Annotated in this window: 9 protein-coding genes; 2 read left to right on the plus strand and 7 right to left on the minus strand. The window is 47.5% G+C overall.

Annotated elements, in window-relative coordinates; genetic code table 11:
* Positions 1 to 236: 236 nt before the first annotated feature.
* The 4 genes from ASF12_RS10970 to ASF12_RS10985 all read right to left on the minus strand — a co-directional run bounded on the left by ASF12_RS10970 (position 237) and on the right by ASF12_RS10985 (position 6,842).
* Positions 237 to 1,832: an extracellular solute-binding protein gene (locus tag ASF12_RS10970; RefSeq protein ID WP_056033992.1), complete on the minus strand. Its 1,596-nt coding sequence runs from the start codon at positions 1,830 to 1,832 to the stop codon at positions 237 to 239.
* 85 nt (positions 1,833 to 1,917) lie between these two features.
* Positions 1,918 to 2,811, minus strand: a complete 894-nt coding sequence (locus ASF12_RS10975) for a carbohydrate ABC transporter permease (RefSeq protein ID WP_056033995.1) — start codon at positions 2,809 to 2,811, stop codon at positions 1,918 to 1,920.
* A gap of 738 nt (positions 2,812 to 3,549) precedes the next feature.
* Entirely contained in the window at positions 3,550 to 4,473 is a 924-nt protein-coding gene (locus ASF12_RS10980) for an ABC transporter permease (protein WP_200931609.1), read from the minus strand.
* 347 nt (positions 4,474 to 4,820) lie between these two features.
* The gene (locus tag ASF12_RS10985; RefSeq protein WP_056034001.1) at positions 4,821 to 6,842 is read right to left on the minus strand and encodes a beta-galactosidase; all 2,022 of its coding nucleotides are present in this window, start codon (positions 6,840 to 6,842) and stop codon (positions 4,821 to 4,823) included.
* 328 nt (positions 6,843 to 7,170) lie between these two features.
* Here ASF12_RS10985 and ASF12_RS10990 point away from each other — a divergent pair, with 328 nt between their 5' ends.
* Together ASF12_RS10990 and ASF12_RS10995 are read left to right on the plus strand one after the other, a co-directional pair.
* Positions 7,171 to 9,447, plus strand: coding sequence for a helix-turn-helix domain-containing protein (locus tag ASF12_RS10990; RefSeq protein ID WP_056034005.1), 2,277 nt, complete (start codon positions 7,171 to 7,173; stop codon positions 9,445 to 9,447).
* Between the two features lie 102 nt (positions 9,448 to 9,549).
* The gene (locus tag ASF12_RS10995) at positions 9,550 to 10,095 is read left to right on the plus strand and encodes a glutathione peroxidase (RefSeq protein WP_056034273.1); all 546 of its coding nucleotides are present in this window, start codon (positions 9,550 to 9,552) and stop codon (positions 10,093 to 10,095) included.
* A 104-nt stretch (positions 10,096 to 10,199) separates the two neighbouring features.
* Here ASF12_RS10995 and ASF12_RS11000 read toward each other — a convergent pair whose 3' ends face one another.
* From ASF12_RS11000 to ASF12_RS11010, 3 genes are read right to left on the minus strand one after another with little or no spacing between them, the layout of a single operon-like run.
* Complete coding sequence (locus ASF12_RS11000; protein WP_056034008.1) at positions 10,200 to 10,874, minus strand: TIGR00266 family protein; 675 nt, start codon at positions 10,872 to 10,874, stop codon at positions 10,200 to 10,202.
* 59 nt (positions 10,875 to 10,933) lie between these two features.
* A complete protein-coding gene (locus ASF12_RS11005) occupies positions 10,934 to 11,560 on the minus strand; it encodes an RNA polymerase sigma factor (RefSeq protein WP_056034011.1) in 627 nt (208 codons plus the stop codon).
* A gap of 46 nt (positions 11,561 to 11,606) precedes the next feature.
* On the minus strand, positions 11,607 to 12,167 hold the full coding sequence (locus tag ASF12_RS11010) for a hypothetical protein (protein WP_056034014.1): 561 nt from the start codon (positions 12,165 to 12,167) through the stop codon (positions 11,607 to 11,609).
* Positions 12,168 to 12,339 lie beyond the last annotated feature (172 nt).

Consider the following 12,339-nt stretch of genomic DNA (forward strand, 5'->3'; position numbering starts at 1 on the left):
CCTCTCTAAACCTGTTATAAGAAGGATCACTATAGCTATATTGTAGCATAGATCATTATGTAAGCGTTTGATTCAAAAGGCCGAATATCCGCTTAACATTTGACTGTCATTGTACTCAAGTGTCCGCACCTAATCCCCTCTCTTATTGCATAAGAAAAGCGGCGGTTATGTCCCTCAGGGACACACCACCGCTTTTCCTCCCATACCGAGAGCTGCCTCTGGTACGGCTTTGTCGCTTATTTAATATTTTTCTCAGTTACATAAGCTTGCCATTGTTTCATGTACTCGGCTTGAATTTTCTCAAGTCCAGCTTGCTTCGCTTTATCCATGAACGTTTTCAAGCCTTCTTCGATATTGTCCACGAGACCAGCTTGCAGCGGGAACAGGTACTGCTTCTCCACTTGCTCAAGCGCTGCTCTCTCGGCTTGGTAAGAGCTGTAGTCTTCGGCAAAGCCGTTGAATTTGTCTGGAACTTGGATTTTGTCCAGTTCGTCGAAGATCGCTTTTACGCCGTCATAGTTTTTGTCAAACAGCATGAACTCTGGATTTCTCCATGCCCAGCCATTCATGCCTTCACGAGCAAAGCCGTTGGAGCTTGCATCGCCGATCATTTGGTAGTAGCCATCTTTGACTTCATAGTTTTTGCCTTCCACACCGTACTCTGTCAACTGATTGTAACGTTTGTCCGTTACCATTTTCTCATAGAATGCCAGTGCGCGCTCTGCGTTTTTGCTGCTTGTTGGAATCGCAAAGCCATTGTGAATCGCATGTACTGGTGTTGCAATGCCTGTTGTAAGCGGGAATGGGTAGTATTTCAGCTCCCAATCCGGGTGAGCCGCTTGCACTTTAATAACCGAATCATTGAAACGAGTTGGGTTGTCTCCGAAAATCGTTGCTGCTTTGCCGCTTGTCAGCTGCTCCTGAATAACGTCGTTGATGTTCAGTACGTTTTTCGGGATGTAGCCGTTTTGCTGCCAGCGCTTGATCAGCTCCAAATCCGCTTTTTGCTCATCCGAGCCCCAGTAAGTGTAGATGTTGCCTGGCTCGAAGTAGTTCACGCCAAGACCGTAAGGCAGCGCGCCGATTGCTTTGTGCTCGATATCGCGAATTTGGTTCACGAGGCTGCCGCGCACGTCTGCACCAAGTGCGATTGGACGCATGCTCGGCTCATTGGCTTTAATGCCCGCCAAATACTCTTCATACGTTTTCAAATCCTTTGGCTCTGGCAGGTTGTATTTTTTACGAAGATCTTCACGCCATACGAAGCCATTCGTTACATACTCTTTGTACGTTGCTGGAACGGTAAAGATTTGGTTGTCGATTTTAACCGCTTCCCACATATCTTTCGGCACGAACTCATTCAGCTTCGGCGCAGCTACAGGTAGCAGCTTGTCGAGCGGCTGGAATGCGCCTTTTTTCGCATAGGACTGGTATTGCGTCCATTCTGCTGTAAAGATCAGGTCGACCTGTTGGCCGGAGCCAAGCAGCAATTTATATTTTTGCTCCCAATCGGTCCATGACGTGTAGTTGAATTTGACGGTTGCATTCAAATCCTGAAGCGCCATTTCATTGATTTTGTCTTGAATGGTAGCGAGATCCTTCGGCGCATCGCCTAGCATATAAAATTGCAATTCTACTTTTTTGGAAGTATCGATACCCGTTTTCTCGCCTGCTTGCGCATTGTCCGGCGATGCGGTAGCTGCTCCGCTATCTGCTGGACTGCTGGATGCTGCCGTATTTCCGCCACCATTGCCGCTGCAAGCTGCGATCATGCTCATAAGCAGCATTACGGTGAGAAGCATGACTAAACCTTTGCTCTTTTTCTTCATCATGTGAATCCTCCCTTTTATAAGTTGAACCTATATATGTTAGCTGGACCCTAGTAGCAAGCTTGCCGCTATGCACTCTGGTACAGTTCTAACCTTTGACAGCCCCAATCGTCAAGCCTTTTACAAAATAACGCTGAACGAAAGGGTAAAGGAACAAAATCGGGCCGGTTACAATAATCGCCATCGCCATCTTGGTCGACTCCATCGGCATATCCCCGCCAAGTGAAACGCCTGTACCTGCTCCCATCTGGGACAGGAAGCTCATCGCATTGATAATGTTGTAGAGATAATATTGAAGCTGGTACATCGTCGTGTCATTGATGAACAGCGAGGATGTAAACCAGTCATTCCAGTAAGCCAGCGCCAGAAACAATCCGACGGTTGCGATGCCCGGCATCGACAATTGCAGCACGATGCGAGCGTAGATTGTAAAATCATTCGCGCCATCGATTTTAGCCGATTCCGTTACCTCATCGGGAACGGCGGAGCGGATGAAGTTTTTCATCAATATAATGAGGAACGGCGTCATAAGTCCTGGAAGAATGAGCACCGCATACGTATCGGTGAGCTGCAAATATTTCGTCAGCATAATGTACCACGGCACAAGTCCGCCCCCGAACAGCGTCGTGAAATAAATAAAGAAGGAGAAAAAATTCCGATATTTAAAATCTCTGCGCTGCAGGACGTAACCGGCCATCGTAATGAAAAACAGCCCGAGAAATGTGCCGACAACTGTCGTTATGATCGTTACGGTATAGGCATTGATGACCTGCTGCGGGAATCGCAGCACCGTTGTGTAGCCTTCGAGTGAAAACACCTGCGGGATCAAATGATACCCGTCGCGGAGAATCGATTCGTTCTGGGTGAACGATGCTGACACAATGAGCAGAAACGGAAACAGGCAAGCGACGGACGTGAGCAAAATAACTACGAAAGCAATAATGCGGAACAGCAGCATATAGCTGTCGTCTTTGATTTTCATAAAGTAACCTCCATGTTCTCTTTGTGTCAGTGATTAGAATAAGTGCGCTTGGTGAGGTAGGTTCGTCGCTGCGCAAAAGGTTTGGCCTCCGATCGCCATTGCCCGTGGAAATTCTTAACTATACCGCCAGCGGTAAATTTCCACGGACAAAAGCGAACGCGTTCGCTTCTCCAGCTCAAACCTTTTACTCCGCTCAGGCCCCCTTCACCAACACCCTCCTTCTAAAACACGAACCACAAAGTTCGAATTCATACAGCAGAAAACAATTGATTTGTCGCTTATAAATGTCTACATCTCTGTGGTTAAGGCTTCTTCGCTCCCATGCTTAAGCACAAGTCTGTGCACTAAGGCAAGTGCACTTGCCTTGCTCTAGCTCCAGCTCACGAAGGTATAATGCAAACGCGAATGCGGCAAAGGATTTGTTACTGGTCTGGCTCTTGGCTCTTAAAGGTACGGCGCAAGTGCGAATGCGCTAATGATTTGGTTCTTGGTTTTGGTTCTTGGTTTTGAACTTAAAGGTACGGCGCAAGCGCAAAAGCGGCTAAGCTGCTTTTCCCTCCTCCTAGGAGGGCGATGAAAAAGGCGAAGTGGAATGAAAAGGTTGAGTTGGAGAAGCGTGAGCGTTCGCTTTTACCCTTGAATTTCCCCCTTTATGGAAGGGGATTTGAAGAAATTCAAGGGTAATGGCGATCGGAAACCAAGCTTTTCATGCAACACAGCCTCTTTTTCATCGCGCTCCTAAAACAGCGCGTATTCGTCGTTGATTTTTCGAATAATATAGTTGACCGTCATAATCAGGATAAAGCCGAACAACGATTGGTAAAGACCCGCAGCAGTCGACATCCCAATATCAAACGTTACTTTCAGCGAGCGGTACACATACGTATCCAGAATGTCCGTCGCATCATACAGCACGCCGTTGTTGCCGATTAATTGATAGAACAAGTCGAACTGTCCTTTCATTATGCTGCCGAGAGCGAACAGCAGCAGGACGACGAATGTCGTTTTCAGCATCGGAACCGTAATGTACCAAATCCGTTGGAAAATGTTGGCGCCATCAATTTTGGCCGCTTCGTAATATTCATCGCTGATGCCTGTAATAGCAGCCAGATAGATAACCATGCTGTAACCGAGGTTTTTCCATAGATAGAACAAAATAATGAGCGGTACCCACACCCACGGTGTGTTGTACACATCGACCGGCTCAATGCTGAGCTGCTTGAGCAGCGTGTTCAAGAATCCGCTTTCATAGTTGAACAAATTGTACACGATAACGCTCAGGATAACGAACGATACGAAATAAGGCAAAAACATAACGGATTGCGTCAGCTTCTTGAACCATTTCGATTTAAGCTCGCTTAGCAGAATAGCCAGCGCGATGGCGAGCACATTGCCAAGCCCGATGAAGGCTATATTGTAGCCAATCGTATTTAAGGTCAGTTTAGTCAAAATGCCGGATTGCCATAAAAACTTGAAGTTTTCCAGCCCAACGAATTCACTATTGAATAAGCTCGTATTATAATCGAACCTCGTGAAAGCGTAATAGATGCCGACCATCGGTAAATAGGAATTGATGATGAAAAATAAAATCGTCGGCAGCAGCATGAGAAATAAAATGCGGTTGGTGATCAGCTCGTGAAAAAAACCTCTTCTCGTATTCATGCAGGCTATGTCTCCCCTTTCAGCTTTCAGCTTTGCTTTTTCTTTTTTCATTTGTACGATGCCAGCTGCAATTGCCCTCAGGCTCACTTGCTCAATTCTAGGCGACTGCTGCTGCTTACGTCGTTCGTTGTGCCCTCAGTGTATAGCAGGCTCGAAACGCTCAGCTAGAGCAACATCAGGCAATTAGTGAAAAATGCTGCGAAAACACAGGTGAACGAATTGCACCTCTATGCATTTTTCAGCTTTTCACAGGCTGTCCACTAACGCTGCAAGATGTTAAAAACATAGAGAAAAAGCCGCTTTTCCCGGTGTGAACAGGAAAAACGGCTCTTCTATACCAGCCCCGCCTATGTCGATATCTGCAAGATCATGACGCCATATGGTTCAATTGATACTGTGCCAGACAAGTGTTCACTGGTCAGCAAATCGGTGTATGCTACTTCTCCCAGCTCAAGCTTGGACTCAAAAGGATTATGATTCAGCACGAAAGTGTAAGCTTCCTCCCCTTTATGACGCTGCGCCATCTCGACTCCGGCATCCGCGAGGAGCGGCGCCCCGATGCCATGCTTCTCGCAAAGCGTCTGCACGAGCCCGCTGAGCAGCTTCTGCTCAGGAACCGTCGCCACATAATAGGCTTCGCCTTCCCCGTAGCGATTGACGGTTAGCGCTGGCATCCCCGCATAAAAATCGGACCCATAGCTGCCAATGGCCTCTGCACCCTCCAAATGAAGCAAATCGCATAGCAGCTCACACTCATAAGAGCCCCCGGCTATATGTCCAAACTGCTCTCCCACTTCGATGGTGTTGCGCATATCCGGCGTCAAGCTGTCGATTTCTTCGACCCATACGCCAAGCAGCTTTCTTAACGCGCCTGGATAGCCGCCCAGGGTGACCAGATCATTTTCATTGACGATACCGCTGAAAAAGGTCGTTATAAACGTGCCGCCAGCCTGCACGAACGCTTCGATGCGCTCGGCTACGCCTGGCTTCAGCATATACATGACGGGAGCGACGACGATTTTGTACTTGGAGAAGTCGCTGAGCGGGCTGATGACGTCCATTTGAATGTTTTGGTCGTAAAAAGCTTTATAATAGCGCTGCGCCTGCTCCAAATAGTTCAAGTCCGCGCTTGGCCCGCTCGTGATTTCAACCGCATTCCAGTTGTCGATATCAAACAGCAGCGCCGCTTCCGCCTGTACCGTAGCATCCAGCAGCTTGTCGCCCAGCTCCTCCAGCTCGCGCCCCAGCTGCGCGCATTCGCGGAATACGCGCGTATGCTCATGCCCGACATGCTCGATGAGCGCGCCATGATATTTCTCGCAAGCGCCGATCGAGCGGCGCAGCTGGAAGAACATCACCGTGTCGGCGCCATGCGCGACCGCCTGGTAGCTCCACAGCCGCATGACGCCCGGGCGCTTGAGGCTGTTGTAGGGCTGCCAGTTTTGCTGGCTTGGCGTCTGCTCCATCAGCATGAACGGCTTGCCCTGCTTGAGGCCCCGCATATAATCATGGCGCATCGCCACATTGCCCATCGGCTCATTCATTTGCGGATAGCTGTCCCAGGATACGACATCCATCGCATCGCCCCATTTTTGCAAATCAAGGCCGTTGAACAGCCCCCAAATATTTGTCGTAATCGGCAAATCCGGGGTAATACGCTTCAGCTCCTCATACTCCCCCTTGTAGCAGGCTAGAAGGGAATCGGACATAAACCTTTTATAATCGAGTGCCATCGGCTGAAAATGGCGGTTGTCTCCGTTGAGGTTAGATGGCGGTACAATATCTTCCCAGTCATACACCGTATGGCCCCAGAAGCTCATGTTCCACTCTGCATTCAAGCGCTCGGTGGTGCCGAACTTCGCCTGCAGCCAGACACGGAAAGCTTCCGCACAATGATTGCAATAGCAATGTGTGCCATACTCATTGTTAATATGCCAAATGAGCAGCGCGGGATGCTCTTTGTAGCGCTCAGCTAGCTTCGCCGCAAGAGCACGGGAGAAACGGCGGTATGTCTTGCTATTCGGACAAAAATTAGTACGGGAGCCATGCGTCCGCTTCCGTCCATCTACATCAACCGGCAAAATATCGTCATACTTGCGTGACATCCATGCAGGCTGTGCAGCCGTCGAGGTGGCGAGGCAGGCGTAAATCCCATTTTCAGCAATGAGATCCAGCAGCTTATCCAGCCATTCAAACTGATAAACGTCCTCGGAAGGCTGCAGCTTCGCCCAGCTAAATACCGGAAGTGTGACGACATTAATGCCCGCCTCCTTAAATAAACGCATATCCTCCTGCCAGATCGCCTCTGGCCATTGATCAGGGTTATAGTCACCGCCATACCAAATTTTTGGAAGCTTGGAATGAATCATTTTGTCACTTTCCCTTCGACTTATCCATATTGCACTGCGAATTCGAGGAAAAGTCTAAAGGAAAGCATTAGCTTTGTCATCTGAACGTATTGGTTTTGCCAAAAAGTTCACTCCAGTTCGGTTTGTTCACAGCGTTCAGAGCAAGGTCGTTCAATTTTATGCATAGAATACATTGTACGGTTGGCAAAGTGAAGTTTATAATATGAACAGAGATGCATGGGGGATCAGGTGAACAAACTGACATATGCGCATAATCAGGCAACCGATATCTAAACCAATTAGAGACTTATAAAAAGTAAGCGCTTACTAAGAAAAGAGGGGGACAGCTATGAAAGCCAACGCATGGAAAAATAACGGAAAGCTCTACAGCAGGTTTCTGCTCAGCATTACATTATGTATCGTATTGACGCTGCTTATTTCGTCCTTCTTCTATTATCTTGCTTATACAAGGCTGGATCTAAAGCAAGCCTATTTATCCGACGTCAGCAGCCTGACCCGAACGAGCCATGAAGTGAACAACATGACGGAGAGCGCCCAGTCGCTCACCTTCCAGCTGTATCGGACGTTTACGATTTCCAAGCTGCTTTTTTATACGAAGCCTAATATTTATGATGTGACGGCAGCTATGAATGACTTGACCAACTACTTGAGCTCCATGCCGTTTATTGAGTCGATATATGTATACAATTCAGCCAACAATCAATTTTACATTGCGAATCGTTCGGGGCAAAGCGGGATTTTTACCAAGGAGGAAATTTCCGATAAAGGCATTTTACAGACGTTAGAAGATTTCCAGACGTATAAGCCGTTTACTCCGATTCCACGCTCCTATGTGCCAGAGGATGCAGACAGTCCAGTATTGCCTGGACAGCCGTCACCCGTGCATCATGTATATACTTATTTAGGCTATGATGCGGTCGGTAAAAATCAAACGATAAACTCGGCAGTCATCGTCAATATTTCATCGTCGTGGATTAATAAAGATATTGGAACCGCTTCCAGCGAGTCACTCGGCAAATCGTTTATTATCGATGATCGCCAGCGCATGCTTTCGCGCGATACACTTGCCCTCAAATCGCTGAATAAGCAAGATAATGATATGCTTTTATCGCAAATTTTCGGACAGCAGCAGCCGGGTTATATTGTGGCGCGATTTGACGGCCAGAAATCGCTCATTTCCTATACATCCTCGGATGCGCTCGAATGGCAATATGTTCGCGTCACGCCTTATGGCGAAATTACAGGAAAAGTAAGTGCCATTCGCAATACGACGCTTGCTATTGCTGCCGCGATTTTGGCCATCGGCCTGCTTATTTCCTGGCTGCTGTCACGTATGCTCTATCGCCCGATCCATCACATTATGGATAAAATGAATATGCTTGAAACAGAGCGGCGCAACAGCTCCTATACGATTAGACAAAATATTTTACGCAACTTGCTGGAAGGCGCGCAGCAATTGCAGACGAAAACCCAGCTCGACAAGCTTGAGCAAAGCGGCATTACGTTTGATTTCACAAACCATTACCGCGTCGTATTAATTAAAATTGATGACCTAGAAGCGCTCAGGGAAACGCGGGGCAATGATCTGCTCGCTTATAAATTCGCCATTATGAACATTAGCTGGGAAATTGGGCTGAAGCATTACCGTGTCGAAACGGTTGATATGAATGAAGACAGCGTTGTGCTCATGCTTGGGCGCCTCGAATCGACGGAACAGCCGGATGATGAGCTGCTGCGGACGATGCTGCTGCAAATTCAGCATTCGAGCCTGGAATATTTGCGGATAGGCATTTCTATGACGTACAGCCCGGAGGCGAACCAGCCTCAGCAGCTTGCCTCCCTCTATAAACAGGTGAAGGAAGCTTCACTGCACCGCTTATTTTATGGGCAGGGCTGCTTGATCTATTCGCAACAGATTATGGAGCTGAAAGCGAAGGAATATAAATTCCCCGTCGATAAAGAGAAAAAACTGACCGATGCGCTGATGGCTTCCAAAAATATCGATGCAAAACAGATTTTCGCCTCTATTGTAGAGGAGACGGCTGACTATCCGATTCACGTCGTGCAGCTTGCTATCTCGCATTTAACGATGACGGTCAATACGATTTTGTACACGATTCATAAAAATAACAGTCTCGAGGTCGAAACCGGGCTGAATACGAACATCCCTTCACTCGATAAATTCGAGACGGTGGAGGAAATGAACGCCTTATTTTTCACCTTATTTGATGATATTCAGGCTAGGCTTATGGAGAAACGCACGGTCAAGCAAAGCGATCTCATTCGTAAAATCAATGAGCTGATTGAGCGCGACTTCGCGAACTCCAATCTATGCTTGAATTGGATTGCTGAGGAGCTGGATATGTCCTCCATCTATATTAGCCGGGTTTACAAGCAGCAGACGCTGACCGCTGTCGTCGACGTCATTAATCAGGTGCGGCTGGAGCATGCCAAAGATTATTTGGAAAATACGGATTGGTCCGTCGTCGATATTGCCGACAAAAGCGGCTATACGAGCAGCTCTTATTTCCATCGCATGTTCAAGAAAAGCTTTGGCGTCACCCCCGCCGACTATCGCAAAACGAGACTCGCCCAGCATGGCTGATCGACATAGGTGAAAACTATAAGCTTTATCTCTATTATATATTAGACCAATAAGTGAATTTGTCCTATGATGGGTTGTATAGCGCCGAAGGGAGCGATCAACTTGTCCATCTATGACTTTCAAGTTAAAACGATAAACGGAGAATGGCTAGATTGGGCAGCCTATCAGGGGAAGGTTGTTCTCATTGTTAATACGGCGAGTAAATGCGGTTATTCCAGCCAATTTGACGCGCTCCAGCAGCTTTACGAAACCCATCACCAACAGGGATTGGAGATACTCGCTTTCCCCTGCAATCAATTTAATGACAAAGAACCGGGCAGCGATGCTGAAGTAAAAGCCTATTGCGAACAAAACTTTGGCGTTACGTTCCCCCTGCTCAGCAAGGGGGACGTTCGAGGCGAAACAGCTCATCCTTTATTTCACTATTTAGTGAGCGAAGCTCCGTTTCACGGTTTCGATATGCGAACCCCGAACGGCAAGTGGCTGGACCAGTTTTTACGTGAAAAATACCCCGAGCTCCATGCTGGAGATGGAATCAAGTGGAATTTTTCTAAGTTTCTCATTGATCGCAGAGGTCAAGTAGCAGGCCGTTTTGAGCCGACTGTACTACCGCAAGAGCTTGATTCAGCGATAAGAGCATTGCTTTAAAAAAATGAAAAGCAAGGCGCTTAGCTCGTCCATCCGAGCTAAATGCCTTGCTTTTTCACAATCCTGCGACCTTCGAGCCGATTCGTCTATGTACCATTGTTTCATCACTTTGGAATAAACTGATTAATCCAGCCGCCGAAGCTTTTCGGATTTCTCGTTTGAATCAGGACGACGCCTTCGCCACGGAACCGGCACACAATGCCTTCGCCACTTGTAATGCTGGACAACCAGCCGTTAGCAGCCTTCTCGATCCGGTAATCCATATAATCAGGCCATGCAACCAGATGTCCGTTATCAATGATAACTTCCTCGCCTGCAGCAAGCTGCACGGCATGAATCGTGCCGTAGGAGGAAAGAAACACCGTTCCTTTGCCGCTAATTTCAACAATAAAGAAGCCCTCGCCCGACAAAAAACCTTTCGCCAGGTTTTGCATCTTCGTGTTAACCTCAATGCCTGGCGTTCCAGCCAAGAAACCATCCTTCTGCACATACAGCTTGTACGACCCATCAAGCTCAATCGATTCAATATCGCCAATCGCTGCAGAAGCAAGCAATGCTTCGCCTGGGCCCCGTGTGGCAGACAGCTCTTGAAAGAAAAACTTCTCGCCGCTCAGCATCCGTCCAAGGCCGCGCATAATGCCGCCATCGAGCGTACCTTTCAGCTCCAGGTTTGGCGACATCGATACCATCGCACCCGACTCTGCTTTAATCGTCTCGCCGCGCTCCAACTGCACCTTCAATAAGGGAAAAGCGCCGCGATATAAAATTTCATGTCTCATTTCAATTTATTCCTCCGATCATTCGTACTGCCTCAAGCTTGCCGATGTTGGGCCGCTTTCTAAAAAAGCGGCCCACTCATCATCATGCTGCTAAGAAATTTCAAGGAAGCACCACGCAAATTTAGTATGCTCCATTTTTTCTTCAATAGCTGACGCACGCGAAATAACCGTGACTTAATAGTGCCGACAGGAACCTGTGTTTCTTGGCTAATTTCATCCAGCGACATATCGTAAAAATATCGCTTCACAACCAGCTCGCGATCCTTGTCAGACAGTCCCTTCATCACCTCGGATAGCTCCTCGGACAGCTCCTGCTCCAAATACACATGCTCCGGCCCTTTATCCAAGCTCGGCAGCGTTTCCTTAAGCGGCCATTGCGACATAAAATAATCCGGCTCTGCATCCAAAGAGACGCTTCGGCGCGTCTTGCGTTTTCTGAGCGTATCAATACATAAGTTAATCGTAATTTGAAAAATCCAGGTCGTGAAGTTTTTCGAAGGGTCGAACTTATCGATATTCGTCAAGAGGCGAATAAACGTCTCTTGCAGAACATCCTCGCTTTCCTGACGGCTGCCAAGCATCCTATAAGCAGTTGAAAACAGCCTATCATAATAGACCTTTGTAATTTCCGCGAAAACCAACGGGTCCTTCTCTTTGATCCGAACCGCTAACTGGGAAGCATCCATAATTTCTCTCCAAACTTAAATAGGATAATAGACTTTAACATTGGCATTACCGAATTTTGGCGATATCCTCGCCCGCCCTCTTATACGCCTTCACAAGCTCCTGAATTTGATTAAATTCACTGTCTCCCGGCCCAAGGCCATCCATAAACATTTTCTGCAGCACCGATTTGAAAAGGGTTGTCCGCTCCTCAATGAAGCTGCGCTCCAGCTCCAAAATTTCATCCAGTGTGTGGCTGTTAATGAAATCATCCAGCTCGCTCCGCTCGGCGCGGCCGCCGCCCCCATCACCGCCGTAACGCTCACCCCGCAGCCTTTCCGGCTCTGGCACTTCCTCCTCTTCCTCGTAAGGATTCAGATTAACCGAGGAACGAATCGACGATAAAATAATATTTTCTTTCGCGAGCATAATTTGGAACGACTTGTTTTGAAATAAATCGCTCATAACGCTGCGACACAAATCTCGATTTTTAAGTAAGATGCCATCGAAGGGATGTATGGTCCAATTATCATTCGAATAAAATAAATTAAATATAAATTTCTCGCTGCCAAAAACGTATTCTACGTTTATTGTATGTTCATCCAGCATCTCAAATGAAAAATCCAACATTATCGTTCCCTCCATACGAGCAGCAGGCCCGAATTCTTCCGATAAGTCAATTTTACCAAATGATCCGCCATTACGCTAATATTATATAAAATTCGACTCTATTCTCGTTTTCCATAGAACGATAACAATGGCCGCATCTTCCTGTACTACAGAAAATACGGCCCTGCCCACG

Source organism: Paenibacillus sp. Leaf72 (assembly GCF_001422685.1).
In the GTDB taxonomy this organism is placed as follows: Bacteria; Bacillota; Bacilli; order Paenibacillales; family Paenibacillaceae; genus Pristimantibacillus.

Coding starts and splice junctions, on each gene's coding strand:
- ASF12_RS10985 (WP_056034001.1), bottom strand. CDS start 6,842: ATGATTCATTCCAAGCTTCCAAAAATTTGGTATGGCGGTGACTATAAC.
- ASF12_RS11000 (WP_056034008.1), bottom strand. CDS start 10,874: ATGAGACATGAAATTTTATATCGCGGCGCTTTTCCCTTATTGAAGGTG.
- ASF12_RS10970 (WP_056033992.1), bottom strand. CDS start 1,832: ATGATGAAGAAAAAGAGCAAAGGTTTAGTCATGCTTCTCACCGTAATG.
- ASF12_RS10980 (WP_200931609.1), bottom strand. CDS start 4,473: ATGAATACGAGAAGAGGTTTTTTTCACGAGCTGATCACCAACCGCATT.
- ASF12_RS11010 (WP_056034014.1), bottom strand. CDS start 12,167: ATGTTGGATTTTTCATTTGAGATGCTGGATGAACATACAATAAACGTA.
- ASF12_RS11005 (WP_056034011.1), bottom strand. CDS start 11,560: ATGGATGCTTCCCAGTTAGCGGTTCGGATCAAAGAGAAGGACCCGTTG.
- ASF12_RS10990 (WP_056034005.1), top strand. CDS start 7,171: ATGAAAGCCAACGCATGGAAAAATAACGGAAAGCTCTACAGCAGGTTT.
- ASF12_RS10975 (WP_056033995.1), bottom strand. CDS start 2,811: ATGAAAATCAAAGACGACAGCTATATGCTGCTGTTCCGCATTATTGCT.